The 18,046-nt window shown below is 64.8% G+C and carries 17 protein-coding genes and 1 tRNA gene; 4 read left to right on the plus strand and 14 right to left on the minus strand.

The window, feature by feature from the left end:
• Window positions 1-165: 165 nt before the first annotated feature.
• The 7 genes from QA642_RS02030 to proB all read right to left on the minus strand — a co-directional run bounded on the left by QA642_RS02030 (window position 166) and on the right by proB (window position 7,364).
• Window positions 166-1,524: a S41 family peptidase gene (locus tag QA642_RS02030; protein ID WP_027561886.1), complete on the minus strand. Its 1,359-nt coding sequence runs from the start codon at window positions 1,522-1,524 to the stop codon at window positions 166-168.
• Complete coding sequence (locus QA642_RS02035; protein WP_283083157.1) at window positions 1,521-2,879, minus strand: peptidoglycan DD-metalloendopeptidase family protein; 1,359 nt, start codon at window positions 2,877-2,879, stop codon at window positions 1,521-1,523. The genes QA642_RS02030 and QA642_RS02035 overlap by 4 nt, the downstream gene beginning before the upstream one ends.
• A gap of 35 nt (window positions 2,880-2,914) precedes the next feature.
• Complete coding sequence (gene rlmH, locus QA642_RS02040; RefSeq protein WP_027561888.1) at window positions 2,915-3,397, minus strand: 23S rRNA (pseudouridine(1915)-N(3))-methyltransferase RlmH; 483 nt, start codon at window positions 3,395-3,397, stop codon at window positions 2,915-2,917.
• A gap of 95 nt (window positions 3,398-3,492) precedes the next feature.
• On the minus strand, window positions 3,493-3,849 hold the full coding sequence (gene rsfS, locus QA642_RS02045; protein ID WP_092217824.1) for a ribosome silencing factor: 357 nt from the start codon (window positions 3,847-3,849) through the stop codon (window positions 3,493-3,495).
• 203 nt (window positions 3,850-4,052) lie between these two features.
• Window positions 4,053-4,697, minus strand: a complete 645-nt coding sequence (locus QA642_RS02050; RefSeq protein WP_283083158.1) for a nicotinate-nucleotide adenylyltransferase — start codon at window positions 4,695-4,697, stop codon at window positions 4,053-4,055.
• A 20-nt stretch (window positions 4,698-4,717) separates the two neighbouring features.
• Window positions 4,718-6,025 (minus strand): glutamate-5-semialdehyde dehydrogenase, encoded by a 1,308-nt coding sequence (locus QA642_RS02055; protein ID WP_283083159.1) that lies wholly within the window; start codon window positions 6,023-6,025, stop codon window positions 4,718-4,720.
• A gap of 217 nt (window positions 6,026-6,242) precedes the next feature.
• A complete protein-coding gene (gene proB, locus QA642_RS02060; RefSeq protein ID WP_235541890.1) occupies window positions 6,243-7,364 on the minus strand; it encodes a glutamate 5-kinase in 1,122 nt (373 codons plus the stop codon).
• A 184-nt stretch (window positions 7,365-7,548) separates the two neighbouring features.
• Between proB and QA642_RS02065 the strand changes: the two genes are divergently transcribed.
• Window positions 7,549-8,526, plus strand: a complete 978-nt coding sequence (locus QA642_RS02065; RefSeq protein WP_283083160.1) for a Bug family tripartite tricarboxylate transporter substrate binding protein — start codon at window positions 7,549-7,551, stop codon at window positions 8,524-8,526.
• A 147-nt stretch (window positions 8,527-8,673) separates the two neighbouring features.
• On the opposite strand, the gene QA642_RS02070 is transcribed toward QA642_RS02065, so the two are convergent.
• The 3 genes from QA642_RS02070 to QA642_RS02080 form a co-directional block, all read right to left on the minus strand.
• Window positions 8,674-10,308, minus strand: coding sequence for an alkaline phosphatase family protein (locus QA642_RS02070; RefSeq protein WP_283083161.1), 1,635 nt, complete (start codon window positions 10,306-10,308; stop codon window positions 8,674-8,676).
• Window positions 10,309-10,568: 260 nt separating this feature from the next.
• On the minus strand, window positions 10,569-11,609 hold the full coding sequence (gene obgE, locus QA642_RS02075) for a GTPase ObgE (RefSeq protein WP_283083162.1): 1,041 nt from the start codon (window positions 11,607-11,609) through the stop codon (window positions 10,569-10,571).
• Window positions 11,610-11,857: 248 nt separating this feature from the next.
• Window positions 11,858-12,337 (minus strand): MaoC family dehydratase, encoded by a 480-nt coding sequence (locus QA642_RS02080; RefSeq protein WP_283083163.1) that lies wholly within the window; start codon window positions 12,335-12,337, stop codon window positions 11,858-11,860.
• Between the two features lie 261 nt (window positions 12,338-12,598).
• On the opposite strand from QA642_RS02080, the gene QA642_RS02085 reads away from it, so the two are divergent.
• On the plus strand, window positions 12,599-13,513 hold the full coding sequence (locus tag QA642_RS02085; protein ID WP_283083164.1) for a DMT family transporter: 915 nt from the start codon (window positions 12,599-12,601) through the stop codon (window positions 13,511-13,513).
• A gap of 178 nt (window positions 13,514-13,691) precedes the next feature.
• On the opposite strand, the gene QA642_RS02090 is transcribed toward QA642_RS02085, so the two are convergent.
• The 3 genes from QA642_RS02090 to rplU all read right to left on the minus strand — a co-directional run bounded on the left by QA642_RS02090 (window position 13,692) and on the right by rplU (window position 15,184).
• A complete protein-coding gene (locus QA642_RS02090; protein ID WP_283083165.1) occupies window positions 13,692-14,285 on the minus strand; it encodes a GNAT family N-acetyltransferase in 594 nt (197 codons plus the stop codon).
• Window positions 14,286-14,437: 152 nt separating this feature from the next.
• Window positions 14,438-14,707 (minus strand): 50S ribosomal protein L27, encoded by a 270-nt coding sequence (rpmA, locus tag QA642_RS02095; protein WP_018643862.1) that lies wholly within the window; start codon window positions 14,705-14,707, stop codon window positions 14,438-14,440.
• Window positions 14,708-14,809: 102 nt separating this feature from the next.
• Entirely contained in the window at window positions 14,810-15,184 is a 375-nt protein-coding gene (rplU, locus tag QA642_RS02100; RefSeq protein WP_283083166.1) for a 50S ribosomal protein L21, read from the minus strand.
• A 331-nt stretch (window positions 15,185-15,515) separates the two neighbouring features.
• Between rplU and QA642_RS02105 the strand changes: the two genes are divergently transcribed.
• Window positions 15,516-16,637: an ROK family protein gene (locus QA642_RS02105; protein ID WP_283083167.1), complete on the plus strand. Its 1,122-nt coding sequence runs from the start codon at window positions 15,516-15,518 to the stop codon at window positions 16,635-16,637.
• 278 nt (window positions 16,638-16,915) lie between these two features.
• On the opposite strand, the gene QA642_RS02110 is transcribed toward QA642_RS02105, so the two are convergent.
• Entirely contained in the window at window positions 16,916-17,779 is an 864-nt protein-coding gene (locus QA642_RS02110) for an alpha/beta hydrolase (RefSeq protein ID WP_283083168.1), read from the minus strand.
• Between the two features lie 136 nt (window positions 17,780-17,915).
• Between QA642_RS02110 and QA642_RS02115 the strand changes: the two genes are divergently transcribed.
• Window positions 17,916-18,005: transfer RNA gene (locus QA642_RS02115), tRNA-Ser, on the plus strand.
• Window positions 18,006-18,046: the final 41 nt, after the last annotated feature.

Below are 18,046 nucleotides of genomic sequence, written 5' to 3' on the forward strand. Positions count from 1 at the left end.
GGAGAGGCCGGGGACGCGTGATCGAATCGGATGGGGTGCGCCCCTCTCCCGCAATCGGGAGAGGGGAGGAAGCGCCGCTCTTCCGGCGCCGCCGGCCTGAGTTCTAAAGCAAAAGGGCGGCTCTGGGAGCCGCCCTTTTTCCTTGGATCGGTTTGATGCGCCGACTTAGTTGGCGGCTTTGGGCCTGTCGGCCGTCGCCTTGTTGTCGCCGCCCGGCGTCGGCGCTGCGGAAGCGCTGTTCTTGATGCCGTGGAGCAAATCGTCGGCGAGCTTGAGCGCCTTGTCGTCCTTGGCGTCCGGCGGGACGTAGGACTGCGAGCCGGTCTTCTCGTCGCCGTCGTTCTTCAGATGGCCGCGCAGCGAAGCCTCGCCCTTGGTGTCGGTGCGCGACTTCAGCTCGTCCGGCACGTCCTGCAGCACTTCGATGTCGGGCACGATGCCCTTGGCCTGAATCGACTTGCCCGACGGCGTGTAGTAGCGCGCCGTGGTCAGGCGCAGCGCGCCATTGCCCGAGCCGAGCGGGATGATGGTCTGCACCGAGCCCTTGCCGAACGAGCGCGTGCCGACGATGGTCGCGCGCTTGTGGTCCTGCAGCGCGCCGGCGACGATTTCCGACGCCGAGGCCGAGCCGCCATTGACCAGCACGATGACCGGCTTGCCCTTGGTGAGGTCGCCCGCATGCGCGGTGCGGCGCTGGGTCTCCTCGGCATTGCGGCCGCGGGTCGAGACGATTTCGCCCTTCTCCAGGAACGAGTCGGAGACGGTGACCGCTTCCTCGAGCAGGCCGCCCGGGTTGTTGCGGAGATCGATGATGTAGCCCTTGAGCTTGTCGCCGATCTGATTCGAGAGGTTGGCGACCTCGCGCTTCAGGCCTTCGGTGGTCTGCTCGTTGAAGGTGGTGATGCGGATATAGGCGATGTCGTCGGCCTCGATGCGGGCGCGCACCGAGCGGACGCGGATGTTGTCGCGCACCAGGGTGACGTCGATCGGATTGTCCTGGCCCTTGCGGATGATCTTCAGCTTGATCTTGGTGTTGACCGGACCGCGCATCTTCTCGACCGCCTGGTTCAGGGTCAGGCCCTGCACCGCCTCGTCGTCGAGATTGGTGATGATGTCGTTGGCCATGATGCCGGCGCGCGAAGCGGGCGTGTCGTCGATCGGCGAGACCACTTTGATCAGGCCGTCTTCCATCGTGACCTCGATGCCAAGACCGCCGAACTCACCGCGGGTCTGCACCTGCATGTCGCGGAAGCTCTTGGCGTCCATGTAGCTCGAATGCGGATCGAGGCCGGTGAGCATGCCGCTGATGGCGGATTCGATCAGCTTGGTGTCGTCGGGCTTCTCGACATAGTCGGAGCGCACGCGCTCGAAGACGTCGCCGAACAAATTGAGCTGGCGATAGGTGTCCGCGGTCGCGGCTCGCGCGCTGGAGCCCATGAACACCGCGCGGGGCTGGGTCACGAACAGCGTCAGCGCCGCACCGGTGGCCGCGCTGAGGAGGATAACTGAAGTCTTGCGCATCATCCGCGAACCTTCTCGCCTTCATTTGCGGCCCACCATGGGCCTGGATCGATTGGAGTGCCGTCTTTGCGGAACTCGACATAGAGCACAGGTTGACTCGCATTCGTGGCGAGAATGGAGGCGACTTGAGAGGTCGACCCCATGGTCGCGACTGGCTCCCCCGTGAGCACAAACTGTCCGATGCTTACCGAAATGCGCTCCATCCCGGCGATCAGGACATGATACCCGCCCCCGGCATTGAGGATCAAGAGTTGTCCATAGCTGCGGAATGGGCCGGAATAGACCACCCAGCCGTCACACGGCGTTGTGACCTGGGAGCCGGGCTTGGTGGCCAGGGAAATGCCCTTCTGGACCCCGCCGACCCCGTCGGAACCGCCAAAGTCCCTGATCTTGTTACCGTTAACCGGAAGCGGCAGGAGCCCCTTGGCCGAGGCGAAGGCAATTGCAGGGGTGGTCCGGGAGCGGTCCTTGAAAGCGGCCGGGCCGGACTTTGCGCTGGCATTGGCACTGGCGGCCGCCTTGGCCTCGGCCTGCCTTGCGGCCTCGGCCGCCTTCTCGGCGGCCTTGGCGGCGCTCTGCAGGTCCTGCTCCATCTTGGTGATCAGCCCCTGGAGATCGCCGACCTGCTTTGAAAGCGCGATGGCGCGCGAGCTCTCGGCATCGAGGTCCTTTTCGCGTGAGGCCTGCTGGCGCTGCCGTTCGTCGATCAGGGCGGCGAGCCGGGTCTGGTCGCTCCTGACCTTGTCGCGGTCGGAGCCGAGCTGGTCGCGTTCGCTCGCGATGGTCTTGCGTAGCGCCACGAGCTCGCCGATCTCACTTGCGATCTTCTCCGCGCGGCCGCGCAATTCCGGCACAACCGCGCCGAGCAGCATCGCCGTGCGCAAGGATTGCAGCGCATCCTCGGGCCGCACCAGCAGCGCCGGCGGCGTGCGCCGGCCGGCGCGCTGCAACGCCGCCAGCACCTCGACGATGTCGGCGCGGCGCGAATCGAGCGAGGAGCGCATCTCCTGCTCGCGGCCGTTGAGTGTACGCAGTCGCGCTTCGGCCTCGTCGATCTTGGTCTCGACGGAGCGCACATTGGCGGCGGTGTCGATCAATTGCTGATTGAGCTGGGTCCGGTCCTGGCCGAGCGAGGTGATCTCGGCCTTGAGCTTGGCCTGCGCCTCCTCCGCGCTCTTCTGCCTTGCGCGCGCGGCCTCGAGCTCCTGCTCGCGCTGCTTGATCGCGTCGGGCGAGACGGCGGCGGTCTGCGGCGCCGGCGCTGCGGTCTGAGCTTGCGCGAGACTTACGCAAGCTTGCGCGAAGCTTGCGCCCGAGACGCTCGCAATCAGCAGCAGGTTAAGGGCGGGCGCTCGCATCGAGTCTCGGACAAAGGTGCTTGTTGTGGCGCGCATCACGCGCGGTGATAGGGGTGGCCGGCCAGGATGGTGGCGGCCCGATAAAGCTGTTCCAGAAGCATGACGCGGACCATTTGATGCGGCCAGGTCGCAGCGCCGAACGCGATCGCGAGCTTGGCCTTACGGCGCAATTCGGGCGAAAGTCCGTCCGCCCCTCCGATCACGAAGATAGTATGGCCGGCACCCTCGTCGCGCCAGCGCCCGAGATGCCGTGCGAATACGGTGGAATCGAGATTCTGGCCGCGCTCGTCCAGCGCCACCAGGATCGATTTCTCGGGAACATGCGCGGAGATCGCCGCGGCCTCTTCGGCCATCCGCGTCGCGGCGTCACGCGCGCGGCTTTCGGGGATTTCGTGGATGCTGAGCTCGCGGAAACCGAGCTTGCGGCCGGCTTCGTCGAACCGCTCGAAATAGCGGTCGGCAAGCTCCCGTTCGGGGCCCTGCTTCAGCCGGCCCACCGCAATGACAGCAACGCGCATGATATCTTCAGAGTCGTGTTTTCGGGGCCGCGCGCAGGTTGCGCGCGCACGACGCTAGCATGCGCGTCAGCCGATTCGAAATCGGCTCGATGAGCCTAGATCGCCTTCGCCGCCCCTGGGCCCTGGGTGTACAACCGCTCAAGGTTGTAGAACTCGCGGACCTCGGGTCTGAACACGTGCACGATCACATCGCCGGAATCGATCAGCACCCAGTCGCAATTGGGCAAGCCCTCGACATGGATGCTCTTGATGCCGTTTTCCTTGAGGCCCTTCGTGACGTTGTCCGCGATCGCGCCGACGTGCCGGTTCACCCGGCCGGTGGTGACGATCATGTAGTCGGAGTACGCCGATTTGCCGCGAAGGTCGATGGTGACCGTCTCTTCCGCCTTCATGTCCTCGAGGCGGGAGAGGATCAGGCTCAGCGTCTTGTCGGCGTCGGGTTGCGCCTGCAAGGCCGCTTTGGTCGATGTTTTACGCGTAGGCTTGGCAACCTTGGGTAAAACAGACTTGGACAATACAGATGTGGTCAGGGACCATTCCTTTCACTGTATCGCGAACGCCGAATCCGGCGCCCACCGGTTACACTACATCATGTGGGGTTAAGGGTTTCAATATGCCAGACAGCCCCAAATCCCACGACTCCACACACGCCCTCTCACGTGGTTCCCTTCCAGCTCCCGTCCGGGTTCCGCAGGCCGGTTGAGGAGAGATTCAGCTTCAAACCGGTCAGAAAGACCCAGGCCGGCGCCGGCCGGTCCGCAAGCAAGGCTGCCTTGTCCTCGGGCAGGCGGTAGCGCGCGAGGGCCTTGGCGGCGGGCGAGGCGAGGGCACGGAAACTCTTCGGCGGACGATCGATCACGGCCATCGGCACTTGGGCGGCGATGCGCCGCCAGTCCTGCCAACGATGGAATTGAGCGAGGTTATCGGCGCCCATAATCCAGACAAAGCGCAGGCCCGAGAAGCGGCGGCGCAAGGTGTTGATCGTGTCGATAGTATAGCGGGTACGAATGACGGATTCGAGACAGCTCACCTCGATCCGCGGGTCATCAGCGACGTCGCGCGCGGCCTGCATGCGCTCGCCGAGCTCATGCAGATTGCCGTTCTCCTTGAGCGGATTGCCGGGGGTCACCAGCCACCAGACGCGATCGAGTTGCAATCGCGTCAGCGCGAATCGGCTGATCGCGCGATGGGCCTGATGCGGCGGATTGAACGAGCCGCCGAGCAGGCCGATGCGCATGCCCTCGGTGTGGGGCGGGACCGCTTGCGCCACGAACCGCGGCACGACGAAATTGTTGCTCAATGCCCGCCCCGCGACGTTGCTTACGGCCGCGTCTGCCCGGTGCCGTGAACGCGATACTTGAAGCTCGTCAACTGCTCGGCACCGACCGGGCCACGGGCGTGGAAGCGGCCGGTGGCGATGCCGATCTCGGCGCCGAAGCCGAACTCGCCGCCATCGGCGAACTGCGTCGAGGCGTTGTGCAGCACGATCGCGGAATCGACCTCGCTGAGGAATCTCTTCGCCGCCGCGTCATCCGCGCTCACGATCGCATCGGTATGGTGCGAGCCGTGATTCTGGATATGTGCGATCGCGCCGTCGACGCCGTCGACCACCTTCGCCGCGATGATCGCGTCGAGATACTCCGTATCCCAATCGTCTTCGCTGGCAGGTTTTACACGCGCGTCGGCTTTTTGAACGGCATCGTCGCCGCGCACTTCGCAGCCGGCATCCAACAGCATCTCGACCAGCGGCTTCAGGTTTGTGCCGGCAGCGGCGCGATCGACCAGCAGCGTCTCGGCCGCACCGCAGACGCCGGTCCGGCGCATCTTGGCGTTGAGCACGATCGACTTCGCCATGGCGAGGTCGGCGCTGGCATCGATATAGACGTGGTTGACGCCTTCGAGGTGCGCGAACACCGGCACGCGCGCTTCCTGCTCGACGCGGGCGACGAGGCTCTTGCCGCCGCGCGGCACGATCACGTCGACGGCGCCGTTCAATCCTGAGAGCATCATGCCGACCGCCGCGCGGTCGCGCGTCGGCACCAGCGTGATCGCAGCTTCGGGCAGGCCGGCTTCGCGCAGGCCCTGCACCAGGCAGTCATGGATGGCGCGGCAGGAACGGAAACTGTCGGAGCCGCCGCGCAGGATCACGGCATTGCCGGACTTCAGGCACAGCACGCCGGCATCCGCCGCAACGTTCGGCCGGCTCTCGAAGATCACGCCGACGACGCCGAGCGGCACGCGCACGCGCTCGATGGTCATGCCGTTCGGCCGCTGCCAGCTCTCGGTGACGACCCCGATCGGATCGGCGATGCCGCGCACAATGCCGATGCCCTCGGCCATCGACTCGACGCGCGCCGGTGTCAGCGTCAGGCGATCGATGAAGGAGGCGGTCATGTTGCTCGACGCGCGGGCTTCCGCGACGTCCTCGGCATTGGCGGCAAGGATCGCGGCTGAGTTCGCGCGGATCGCCCGCTCCATGGCTTCCAGCGCCCGGTTCTTCTGCTCCGGCGGCGCCAGCGCCAGCACGCGCGCGGCGGCGCGGGCCTTGGTGGCGAGATCGGACATCAGCGCCAAGAGATCGCCAGTCCGATCGGCATTGCCGTCAACGGCTTTGAGGGGGGCGGCCATGGGGTCAAACCTTCTGCTAAGGCGGTGTCCTAGCACGGAAATCCCGCGTCTGCGAAGGGCGGGGAGGGTATGGCTGGGCTTCGGTCGGCGGGATCGGGGTTCGGCCACTGGCCTATCCCCGGCGTCATGGCCGGGCTTGACCCGGCCATCCACGTCTTAGCCGGGCCAAGAAAGTACGTGGATGCCCGGGACAAGCCCGGGCATGATGGCAAAGGCCTTACCCACCCACCACCAGGTCGTCGCGATGGATCATTTCCGACCGCCCGCTGATGCCGAGGATGGCCATCACGTCCGGGGAGGAGCGGCCCTTGATCCGCTCGGCGTCGTCGGCGTCATAGGCGATCAGGCCTCGGCCGACTTCGCTGGTATCGGGGCCGCGCACGATCACGGCGTCGCCGCGGGCGAACTGGCCTTCGACCTTGATCACGCCGGCCGGCAGCAGGCTGGCGCCGGCGCGCAGCGCCGCGACCGCGCCGGCATCGATCGTCAGCGTGCCCTTCGGCTCCAGCGAGCCGGCGATCCAGCGCTTGCGCGAAGTGATGGGATTGGCCGGCGTCAGGAACCAGGTGCAGCGGCCGCCATTGGCAATCGCCTGCAAGGGATGCTCGATCTTGCCGGAGGCGATCAGCATATGCGTGCCGCCGGTGGTCGCGATCTTGGCGGCCTCGACCTTGGTGCGCATGCCGCCGCGCGACAGCTCGGACTCGGCGTCTCCCGCCACCGCCTCGATCTCGGAGGAAATGCTTTCCACCACCGGGATCAGTTTGGCATTCGGATTGTTCTTCGGCGGGGCGTCGTAGAGCCCGTCGATGTCGGACAGCAGCACCAAGAGGTCCGCGCTCGCCATGGTGGCGACGCGCGCGGCGAGGCGGTCGTTGTCGCCATAGCGGATCTCGTTGGTGGCGACCGTGTCGTTCTCATTGATCACGGGGATGGCGCGCCATTCCAGCAGCTTGCCGATGGTGGAGCGGGCATTGAGATAACGACGGCGCTCCTCGGTGTCCTGCAGGGTCACCAGGATCTGGCCGGCCCCGATGCCGTGCGCCCCTAACACCTCCGACCAGATCCGCGCCAGCGCGATCTGGCCGACGGCGGCCGCGGCCTGGCTCTCCTCCAGCTTCAGCGGGCCGCGCGGCAGCTTGAGGCGGCTGCGGCCGAGCGCGATCGAGCCCGAGGACACGACGAGGACGTCACGGCCCTCGCGGTGCAGCTTGGCCATGTCGTCGGCGAGCGCGGCCAGCCAGGAGGCACGCACCTCGCCCTTGTCGGAATCGACCAGTAGCGCGGAGCCGACCTTGACGACGATGCGGCGGAATTGACTGAGTTCGGGGCTGGCCATGACGCGTGTAACGAACTGCTCGGTAAACGGCGGAGCGACGGGCGGCGCCGATGAGCCCTGCTTTTGCAGCAGGATGGTGACCGGCGCAAGGCGGCCAGGATGGTAAACGGCGAAGGTCGGCCTTGTCTTGAGCGCCGGCCCGGCTCTAATGCCGCCAACTAATAATGGGCTGGAGGGGACGCGAATGGATCGCCGCAAATTCATCGCCGGATGTCTTGGTGGAGGTCTTGGGCTGCCGCTGCTGGCGCAGGCGGGTGAGGCGCAAGCGCAGGCCGGGCTGAGCAAGATCGTCTTCCCCTTCGCGGCGGGAGCCGGCGGCGACACGCTGTGCCGGCTGATCGCGCAGGAGATGGCGCCGGTGTTGCAACGGACCATCGTGGTCGAGAACCGCACCGGCGGCGATGGCCTGATCGGCATCAAGGCGGTGAAGGGCGCAAGTCCCGACGGCAGCATGGTGCTGGTGACGACGGGGCCGACCATGTACCTGCTGCCGATGGTCGAGACGACACCGAGCTTCGATACCGCCAAGGATTTCATGCCGGTGTCGCTGCTGGCGCGGTTCGAATTCGCGCTGGTGGTCAGTCCGGCGATGGACGTCGACGATTTCAAGGGATTTGTCGCCTGGTTGAAGGCGCATCCGAACAAGACCTCGTTCGGCGTGCCGAGCAACGGCACCATTCCGCATTTCATGGGCTCCAAGCTCGAGAAAGATCTCGGCATTCCGCTCACGCGCGTGCCCTATCGCGGCAGTGCGCCGATCCTCAACGACCTCGTCGGCGGCCACATTTCTTTTGGGATCACCACGCTAGCCGACGCGCTGCCGCAGCATCGCGCCAAGGGCGTGAAGATCATCGCGGTCTCGAGCGCCGAGCGCTCGCCATTCGCGCCTGACGTTCCGACGCTGAAGGAAAGCGGCATCGATCTCGTCGCGGACGCCTGGTACGGCATGTGGCTCCCCGCCGGCAGCCCGCCGGAGTTTGCGAGCAAGCTCGGCGCCGCCGCAAGCGCCGCGCTCGCCAAGCCCGAGGTGAAGGAGAAGCTCACCGCGATCGGCTTGATCCCGGTCGGCAGCAATGCGGAAGAATTGTCGAAAGAGCTCGCCGCGAATACGGCGTTCTGGCAGCCGATCGTGAAGGCGACGGGGTACAAGATCGAGAACTAGGTCTCTCCTCCCGTCATTGCGAGGAGCCCTTGCGACGAAGCAATCCAGAATCTCTGGGGAAAAGAACTGGATTGCTTCGCTGCGCTCGCAATGACGGCGTGGATGGATGTTCGATTGTATCGACGATGCAGAGTCGCGGAGAGCAGCTCACATCTTCCCGCGCTGCGCGATGCCGTCCTTGATTGCGGCAAGCTCTTTCTCATCCCAGATGCCGATCAGGACGCCGCCCTTTACCTGGAGCTGGTTGTCCGCATAGGCCGCGATCTTCTCGCGCGGCGTGGTGATGTGGTCGTTCGGATGCAGCGCCCAGTCGAACAGCTCGGCCTGTAAACGCGCGATAATGCCGGCGCACTCAGGATCATCGCCGCGGTCGACATATTCCTGCGGATCGGTTTCGAGATCGTATAGCATCGGGCGGAAGCCGGAGGCGTGGATGTATTTCCAGCGGCCGTCGAACACCATGAACAGGCGGCAGCGCTCGATCGGCTGGTTCAGCTTCAGCCGCACGTCCTGCATGGCGTAGTCGTATTCGGAGAACGCGACCTTGCGCCAATCCGGCGGCGTGGGCCCGCGCAGCAGCGGCAGCAGCGAGCGTCCTTCGAGAATGTGGCCTGGCACCTTGCCGCCAAAATAATCGACGAAGGTCGGCGCGAGATCGATGCCTTCCACCAGCGCGTCGCTGCGCGTGCCGCGCGTGGCATCCGCCTCCTGCGAGGGATCGATGATGATCAGCGGGATTTTTGCCGACTGCTCATGGAACAGGTCCTTCTCACCCATCCAGTGATCGCCGAGATAGTCGCCATGATCGGAGGTGAACACGATCATGGTGGTGTCCAGGAGGCCGCGCTCACCTAAGAATTTCATCAGCGCGCCCATCTGGTCGTCGATCTGGGTGATCAGGCCCATATAGGTCGGGATCACCTTCTCGCGGGCCTCGTCGCGCGCCATGTTGCGGGAGTAGCGCATGTCCATGTAGGCGCCGAATACCGGATGCGGGCTCGAGCGCTCGCGCTCGGAGCGAATCACCGGGATCATGTCATCGGTCGAATACATGCTCGCGTAAGGCTCGGGCGCGATATAGGGCCAGTGCGGCTTGATGTAGGACAGATGCAGGCACCAGGGCCTGCCGTCCGTCTCGGCTTCGCTGATGAAGTCCATTGCGCGCCGCGTCATGTAGGGCGTCTCTGAATGCTCGTCCGGCACGCGCGCGGCCTTGTCGGCGTGCACCAGCAGCCAGCCGTTCTGCAAGCTGCCGTCTTCTGCCGCGCCTGAATTGGCCCAGTGCTCCCAGGGATTGGTCGCTTCAAAGCCCTGCTGGCGCAGATATTCATCGTATTTCGGGCGCGGCCGGCCGGTCGGATGCAGGCCGTCGTCGCGCTCATAGGGCTCGAAGCCGCATTCGGCGACGTGCACGCCGATCATCGACTCCGGCGGGATGCCGAGCGCCTTCATGCCTTCGAGGTCGGGCGCCATGTGGGTCTTGCCGACCAGCACGTTGCGCACGCCGATCTTCTTGAGGTGATCGCCGAGCGTGGGCTCGCCGACGCGCAGCGGCCAGCCATTCCAGTGCGAGCCGTGCGAGCGCATGTAGCGCCCGGTGTAGAACGACATCCGTGACGGGCCGCAGATCGGCGATTGCACGTAAGCCTTGGTGAAGAGCACGCCACGCTTGGCCATGGCGTCGATGTTCGGCGTCTTCAGCGTGGGATGTCCTGTGCAGCCGAGATAATCATAGCGAAGCTGGTCGCACATGATCCAGAGAACGTTCTTCGCGCGCGCCATGCCTCGTCCCTGCATTTTCTTGATTGGTTGATGCTGCGCTATCGCGGTCGGGATGGCAACCTGCCAGTGATGCGCGCGCTCGGAGCCATACATTCCGCTGTCGTCCCTTGCGAAAGCAGGGACCATAACCACAGGAAGTGCTTTGGCGAAGACCCGTCGTGCGGGACTGCAACCATCCGCAATCGATAGATCACGCGGTATGGGTCCCCGCTCCCCGTGCGCAATTGCGCACTAGGCGGGGACGACGGAGGGGAGAAAGTTCAAGCCGACCACGGCTCCGCTTCAGCCGCGCTCTTGGCCTTGGCGGAGACCGGGCTCTCGCCGATCACGTCGGCCAGCGCGCGCAGCGCTTCCTTGACGCCGTCGCCTGTGACGCCGGAGAGCAGCAGCGGCGTCTTCTTGGCGGCGCGCTTCAGGCGGTCCTTCTGCTTCTTGAGCTCGTCCGGCTCGACTGCGTCGATCTTGTTCAGCGCGACGATCTCGATCTTGTCGGTGAGCTGCCCGCCATAGGCGTCGAGCTCCTTGCGCACGGTCTTGTAGGCCTTGCCGGCATGCTCGCGGGTCGCATCAATCAGATGCAGCAGCACGCGGCAGCGCTCGACATGGCCGAGGAAGCGGTCGCCGAGGCCGGTGCCTTCATGCGCGCCTTCGATCAGGCCGGGGATGTCGGCAAGCACGAATTCACGGCCGTCGGTGTTCACGACGCCGAGCTGCGGATGCAGTGTGGTGAAGGGATAGTCGGCGATCTTCGGCCGCGCCGCGCTGACCTTGGACAGGAAGGTCGACTTGCCGGCATTGGGCATGCCGACGAGACCGGCATCGGCGATCAGCTTCAGCCGCAGCCAGATCCAGCGCTCCTCGCCCACCTGGCCGGGATTGGCGTTGCGCGGCGCGCGGTTGGTCGAGGATTTGAAGTGCGCGTTGCCGAAGCCGCCATTGCCGCCCTCGGCCAGCACGAATTTCTCGCCGACCTTGGTGAAGTCGTGGATCAGCGTCTCGCGATCTTCGTCGAAGATCTGCGTGCCCATGGGCACCTTCAGCACGATGTTCTTACCGTTGGCGCCGTGACGATCCGAGCCCATGCCGTTCTCGCCCTTCTGGGCCTTGAAGTGCTGCTGGTAGCGGTAGTCGATCAGCGTGTTGAGGCCGTCGGCGACCTCGATGATGACATTGCCGCCGCGGCCGCCATTGCCGCCGGAGGGACCGCCGAACTCGATGAACTTCTCGCGGCGGAACGCCACGCAGCCGTTCCCGCCGTCACCGGAGCGGATATAGACCTTTGCTTCGTCGAGGAATTTCATGGGCCATAGGTAGGCCAGCCGGGCTGGCGCGGCAACCCGGGCTTACCCGCAAATTGGCCGAATTTCCGCGAATTTGACCCCTTGCTTAACCAACCGGGCGCCGGCTCTCACCCGTCGTCCCGGGGCGCGCAACGCGCGAGCCCGGGACCCATAACCACAGGGAGACGTTTGGCGAAGACAGGTCATTACTATCTCGTGAAACGACACAGGCCTGTGGGTATGGATCCCCGCGTTCGCGGGGATGACGGTTAGAGGGGCCGGCGGCGGATCAGGAATTTCTGCATGCCCTCCAGCACCAATTCCTTGCGCTGGTTGAACACGGTGCTCCGCAGCGTCACCGTGCCGGTCGTGCGGCCCGGCACGAGCTCGGTGACCTCGAGCGCGGGATAGATCGTGTCGTCGGCGAAGACCGGCTTGAGGAACCGGCTCGACTGCTCGAGGAAGCCGACCAGGGATTCCTCGACCATGAACGGAAACAGGCCGGCGCCGGGCGCGGTGTGGATCAGGGTCTGGAAGCCGTGGGCGAGCAGGTGCGGCATGCCGCGGCTGCGGCAATATTCCACGTCGTAATGCACGGGATGGGTGTCGCCGCTCGCGGTCTGGAATGCCGCGAACACCGCGGTGGTCTGGGTCCGGCTCGGCAGCACGAACCGTTCGCCGACCACGAAATCCTCAAACCAGCGTTGCGTGGGGATCATGCGATGCTGGGCCGGATCGAAGTCGGTCATGTCGATGCTCTTTCGTTCGTGGGCGGCCTATCGCTACCGCGACGCGAAGAGTGCGACAATCCGTTCAATTCGGCTTGCGCGGGCTTGTCGCGGTGGCTCACGTCATTAAAACGACCGCAAGCGACTCTATTCGCCGGTTTCCGCCGCTCTCTCAGCCGTCATTGCGAGGAGCGAAGCGACGAAGCAATCCAGACTGCCGCTGCGGAGACAGTCTGGATTGCTTCGCTTCGCTCGCAATGACGATCCCTCACAGTTCGATCAATGCCCTTCTTCAAAAATCTCTCCGCCTATGACGATCGCTCCGCGCGCCTGGCCGGCATTGCGCTGATGGTGCTGTCGATCTTCATGTTCTCGTTCGGCGACGCCATGGGCAAGTTCCTGGTCGGGACCTATTCGGTGGGGCAGCTCCTGTTCCTGCGCGCGTGCGCGGCGCTGCTCTTGCTGTCGCCGTTGATCTGGAAGCAGCGCCACCAATTCCTGAATCTGGAGCGGCCGCGATTGCAGCTCTTCCGCGTCATCCTGTCGACGCTGGAAGTGGCCGCCTTCTTCCTCGCGACCGTCTACCTGCCGCTTGCCGACGTCATCACCTATTATCTCGCCGGACCCATCTTCGTCACCGCGATGTCGGCGATCTTTCTGGGAGAGAAGGTCGGCTGGCGGCGCTGGACCGCGATTCTGATCGGCTTCTGCGGCGTGCTGATCGCGCTGCGGCCGTCGGCGCAGACGGTGAGCCTGCCGGCGCTGATCGCGCTCGGCGGCAGCCTGTCGTTCGCGACGTTGATGCTGATCACGCGCAGCCTGCGCAAGACGCCCGACATCGTGATGGCATCCTCGCAATTCATCGGCACGTTCTCGCTGGGCGCCGTGCTGTCGGCATTCCACTGGGTGCCGCCGACGCCGGGAAGCCTCGTCTTCTTCGCGCTGGCCGGGCTCATCTCGGTCACCGCGCTGTTCTGCGTCAACCGCTCGCTCAAGCTCGCGCCTGCGAGCGTCGTGGTGCCGTATCAGTATTCGATGATTGTCTGGGCTGTGATCTTCGGCTTCGTCGTGTTCGGCGACGTGCCGTCAATTGCCACCATCGTCGGCGCCGCCATCATCATCGGCGCGGGGTTCTACATCTATCTGCGGGAGCGCGATCTGGGGCGCGAGAGCGCGGAGGTGAATCCGCCGGTGTAGCCGCAACGTCGTCCCGGGGCGCGCAGAGCGCGAGCCCGGGACCCATACCCACAGGAAGTCGTTTTGCGAAGACTCGGAGTGGGTGCTACGCCTCACACTCCTCCCCGTGGTTATGGGTCCCGGGTTCGCGCTGCGCGCGCCCCGGGACGACAGCGGAGAATGTCGCGGCGTCTCAGGCCTACCTCATCCGTCTCGCGCTGCTCCAGCTCTTCAGCGACGACCACACGCCGCGCGAGAGGCGGAAGCAGTCGACCGGCGTCGAGGAGCCCAGTGCCAGGAAGCGGTGCAGCTGCACGCCGCTCCACTGGAAGCCGCACTTCTCCAGCACCTTGCGCGAGGCCGGGTTGGTGACGCGCGCGCCGGCGTAGAGGTGGTCGTCCTCGAACTCCTCGAAGAAGAAATCGATCGCGCCGCGCGCGGCTTCCGTTGCAAAGCCCCGGCCCCAATGCTCGACGCCGAGCCAATAGCCGAGTTCGGCATTGCCAGGGGTGGAGCAGTCGATGCCGACCATGCCGAGCGGGCCGCTGTCGTGCTCGATCAGGAACACGGTCTCGCTGCCGAACTTGGACGTGGCCCGGATGAATTCGACGGCGTCGTCCTGCGAATAGGGATGGGGGAGGCGGCGGGTGTTCTCCGCGACGCGGCGATCGTTGGCGAGCTGGGCGATGGTTCTGACGTCGGCGAGGGTCGGCCGCCGCAAGGTCAGCCGCTCCGTGGCGACGACGCTCGGTCTCGCCTCCCGCAAGGTCGCGCTCGAGAAATCCTGCAACATGTCCGGCTCCGTGAAAGTCACTAAGTGAAAGTGAGCAAGTCAAAGAAAAGGGGAGGCCGGTTTCCCGCCTCCCCTTGGAGCCTTCGATCTCTAGGATCTCTGGGACTCCGCCGGTTTGGTAGGACCCGGCGGACTCCAAATTGATCCACCGTTTATTCAGCCGCCTCTGCGATCGGGAGTACCGATACGAAGGTGCGGCCGTTGGCTTTGGCCTGGAACGCAACACGACCTTCGACCTTGGCGAACAAGGTATGGTCCGTGCCCATGCCAACGTTAAGGCCCGGATGCCAGGTGGTGCCGCGCTGACGCGCAATGATGTTGCCGGGAGTGACGATCTCCCCGCCGAACGCCTTGATGCCGAGGCGCTTACCCTTCGAATCGCGTCCGTTGCGCGATGAACCGCCTGCTTTTTTGTGAGCCATGGCTCGTCTCCGAAATCCTGCGTAGTTCTAGGTCAATTCCTTGACGGAATCATTTCAAAACGTCGCACGCATCAATTCGTGAATTGGCGTGATCGGTTTTCGTTACTCGGCGGCTTCCTTTGCCACCTTCTCCTTCTTCGGCCGCGGGCCCTTGGTGGGCTTGGCGTTATCCGTCAGGATCTCGCTGACGCGCAGCACCGTGATCTCGTCGCGGTAGCCGCGCTTGCGGCGCGAGTTCTTGCGGCGGCGCTTCTTGAACGCGATGACCTTCGGCCCGCGCTTGTGGTCGAGCACCTCGACCGCAACGGACGCGCCTGCGACCGTCGGAACGCCCAGCACCGGCGTGTCGCCGCCGAGCACCAGAACTTCATTCAACTGCACGATCGAGCCGACTTCGCCTTCGATCTTGCCTACTTCGAGAACATCATCCGGCATGACGCGGTATTGCTTGCCGCCGGTTTTGATGACTGCGAACATCGTTTTTGTCTCCGTGTTCAATCCCGGCCTCGCGACGAGAATCGTCCGGGCCGGCTTTTTGTCAGTCGCTATGGGTTTATCTGCGTTTTGTGCGGGTGGGAGTTATCCCTTTGAAAACCCACGCAAAAACAAGCGGCGCGAGAAACGCCCCGCGCCGGCTGTGGGACTTATAGCCGCTGGTCCCCGCAAGTCAAGGAAAACCGCCGAAACGGCCCGGATTTGAAGGATTTGGGCCGTTTCCACGGTCTCAGCGAATCTTGGCGCAAGCTGCAACCAACGAGTTCCCCCGCCGTTAGTCCCGCCGGAACAGGTATGCGGGCAAGGGCTCCCAATGGCAACAGACGAACTGGTCAATACGACGGGCATCGCCCAGCACGGGGCGGAGCGGCTGCCGTCGGTGGACGTCAACAGCTTCAACCTCGAGATCAAGGACGAGGACGGTTTCCTCGGCGACCGCGCCAGCAAGAGCGCGTTCCGCGAGATCCTCGACCGCTGGCGCAAGCCGCTGCGCAAGACCGGCGAGGACCCGTTCGGCAAGGAGCCGTCGGAGAGCATCAGCAAGAAGACGCTGGACGCCATCCTGATCGGCGACGACACCGAGGCTTCCGCGGTGGTGCACAGCGCGATCGAGGATTTTGCCCAGGAGCTCGCCTACGTCACCCGCCGTTTCCTCAAGACCAAAGCCTGGGCCAAGACCGAGCGCATCGTGGTCGGGGGCGGTTTTCGCGATTCCCGGCTCGGCGAGCTCGCGATCGCGCGCACCGAGATCATCCTGAAATCCGAGGATTTCAAGATCGACATGATGCCGATCCGTCATCACCCCGATGAAGCCGGCCTGATCGGCGCGCTGCACCTCGCGCCATCCTGGATCTTCGAGGCCCATGACAGCATCCTTGCGGTCGACATCGGCGGCACCAACATCCGCTGCGGCCTGGTCGAGACCGGCTGGAAAAAGGCAAAGGACCTGTCCAAGGCCAAGGTCGTGGACTCCGAGCTGTGGCGTCATGCCGACGACGAGCCGACGCGCGAAAGCGCGGTGAAGCGGTTGACGAAGATGCTGAAGGCACTGATCACCGGGGCCGAAGCCGAAGGCTTCAAGCTCGCGCCCTTCATCGGCATCGCCTGTCCCGGCGTGATCAACGCCGACGGCTCGATCGAGAAGGGCGCGCAGAACCTGCCGGGCAATTGGGAGAGCAGCAAGTTCAACCTGCCGGCGAGCCTGATCGAGGGCATTCCCGAGATCGGCGAGCACGACACCGCGATCCTGATGCACAATGACGGCGTGGTTCAGGGCCTCTCGGAGGTGCCGTTCATGCAGGATGTCTCGCGCTGGGGCGTGCTCACCATCGGCACCGGGCTCGGCAATGCCCGCTTCACCAACCGCCGCAAGGAGGGCAACGGCAAGGACCGGGATTCCACGGAGAACGGGAAGAAAAAGGGTAAGAACGACTAGGCAGCGTTTTCAAGCGAAGTGGATACCGGTTCGCGTCAGGAAAACGCGCAAAAACAGGGATTCGGAGCCCCCGTTCCGACTTCGTCGGAACGGAAGCGGCGCCGGAGTAACCTTGACTGGTTAGGTTAAGGACCGCTTTGCGTTGCGGCGCACCGGCTGCACGCTAGGGTCGAATCGTCGCCTCACCCTGGCCGGCGAAGCCGCCCTTCCTGGCCAGCATTTCAATGAGCGGCACCGGGACCGCCAGTGTTTACCGCGTCTGGCGGTCCCACCCGTTTTCAGCTCCAGCCGATGCGATGAAAGAACGTCGCGATCTCCGCGGCCGCGCGATCAGGGTCTTCCCGATGCGGGAAGTGGCCGACGCCGGGAAACATCGCGAGGTCGAGCGCGCGGAAAGTCTCGCCGAGACGGTCGGTCCAGGCATAGGGAAACAGCGGATCGTGCTCGGCCCAGCGCACGCCGGTCGGCACAATGATCGGCGGGAGCGGCCGTGCTTCGCCCTTCATCATCGCGACCCGCCCGGCATGCGAGGCCCGATAATGCGCAAAGCCGCCGGCGAGATTGCCGGGCTTGAAGAAATTGTCGGCGAAGGCGTCGAGGACGTCATCGAAGGCATCCTTGCGATGCGCCCAGCCCTTGAGGAAGTGGCTGATATAAAGCCGGCAGCTCTCCCGGCTCGCGCCGACCAGCGCCGGCGCCATCTCCATCTGGTGGAAGGACTGGTACCAGATGTGGTTGAGCCGATCGGGCGCCGCCATGCGCGGCCCGATGCCGGGATAGACGAAATCGAAGAAGAACAGCCCCGCCAGCCGCTCCGCCGCCTGCCGGGCCAGCGGCTGCATCACGGCGCCGCCGACATCGTGGCCGACGAGGCCGAATCGGTCGATGCCGAGCCCCTCCATCAGCGCCAGCATGTCGGCGGCATGGCCGTCCGGACCGTAAGCGCTATCAGGCTTGTCGCTGTCGCCGAAGCCGCGCAAATCGGGCGCGATCAGCATGAAGCGGTCGGCCAGGCGGGCCATCACCGGCTTCCAGGTCAGCCAGAATTCCGGCCAACCATGCAGCAAAAGCAGCGGTTTTCCGCCGCCAGTGCGGACCACGTGGAAATTGGCCCCATTGGCCCTGACCGTGAAATGCTCCATGGCGGTTCCTCCAGGGTTGAAGAACGGCGGGCGAAAGAGGCAGCGGATTTTCCCTTTTCGCGCCTTGTCTGGCCAGCCATCCTCGCCTATTAACGCCCCCAACCACAGGGGCCGCAGCTCCTATATGGCGCCTTCAGGAGAGGTGGCAGAGTGGTTGAATGCACCGCACTCGAAATGCGGCATAGGTGCAAGCCTATCGGGGGTTCGAATCCCTCCCTCTCCGCCAGCTCATCGTGTCCGGCCCGGAGACATAGGTCACGGATCGTA

The organism is Bradyrhizobium sp. CB2312, from assembly GCF_029714425.1.
Taxonomy (GTDB): domain Bacteria; phylum Pseudomonadota; class Alphaproteobacteria; order Rhizobiales; family Xanthobacteraceae; genus Bradyrhizobium.

What these genes read in the sequence shown, in the direction of transcription:
- QA642_RS02105 (WP_283083167.1), top strand. Translation starts at nt 15,516, where the DNA reads ATGGCAACAGACGAACTGGTCAATACGACGGGCATCGCCCAGCACGGG.
- proB (WP_235541890.1), bottom strand. Translation starts at nt 7,364, where the DNA reads ATGGCCAGCCCCGAACTCAGTCAATTCCGCCGCATCGTCGTCAAGGTC.
- QA642_RS02055 (WP_283083159.1), bottom strand. Translation starts at nt 6,025, where the DNA reads ATGGCCGCCCCCCTCAAAGCCGTTGACGGCAATGCCGATCGGACTGGC.
- obgE (WP_283083162.1), bottom strand. Translation starts at nt 11,609, where the DNA reads ATGAAATTCCTCGACGAAGCAAAGGTCTATATCCGCTCCGGTGACGGC.
- QA642_RS02030 (WP_027561886.1), bottom strand. Translation starts at nt 1,524, where the DNA reads ATGATGCGCAAGACTTCAGTTATCCTCCTCAGCGCGGCCACCGGTGCG.
- QA642_RS02085 (WP_283083164.1), top strand. Translation starts at nt 12,599, where the DNA reads ATGCCCTTCTTCAAAAATCTCTCCGCCTATGACGATCGCTCCGCGCGC.
- QA642_RS02070 (WP_283083161.1), bottom strand. Translation starts at nt 10,308, where the DNA reads ATGGCGCGCGCGAAGAACGTTCTCTGGATCATGTGCGACCAGCTTCGC.
- QA642_RS02090 (WP_283083165.1), bottom strand. Translation starts at nt 14,285, where the DNA reads ATGTTGCAGGATTTCTCGAGCGCGACCTTGCGGGAGGCGAGACCGAGC.
- rlmH (WP_027561888.1), bottom strand. Translation starts at nt 3,397, where the DNA reads ATGCGCGTTGCTGTCATTGCGGTGGGCCGGCTGAAGCAGGGCCCCGAA.
- QA642_RS02110 (WP_283083168.1), bottom strand. Translation starts at nt 17,779, where the DNA reads ATGGAGCATTTCACGGTCAGGGCCAATGGGGCCAATTTCCACGTGGTC.
- QA642_RS02065 (WP_283083160.1), top strand. Translation starts at nt 7,549, where the DNA reads ATGGATCGCCGCAAATTCATCGCCGGATGTCTTGGTGGAGGTCTTGGG.
- QA642_RS02035 (WP_283083157.1), bottom strand. Translation starts at nt 2,879, where the DNA reads ATGCGAGCGCCCGCCCTTAACCTGCTGCTGATTGCGAGCGTCTCGGGC.
- rpmA (WP_018643862.1), bottom strand. Translation starts at nt 14,707, where the DNA reads ATGGCTCACAAAAAAGCAGGCGGTTCATCGCGCAACGGACGCGATTCG.
- QA642_RS02080 (WP_283083163.1), bottom strand. Translation starts at nt 12,337, where the DNA reads ATGACCGACTTCGATCCGGCCCAGCATCGCATGATCCCCACGCAACGC.
- rplU (WP_283083166.1), bottom strand. Translation starts at nt 15,184, where the DNA reads ATGTTCGCAGTCATCAAAACCGGCGGCAAGCAATACCGCGTCATGCCG.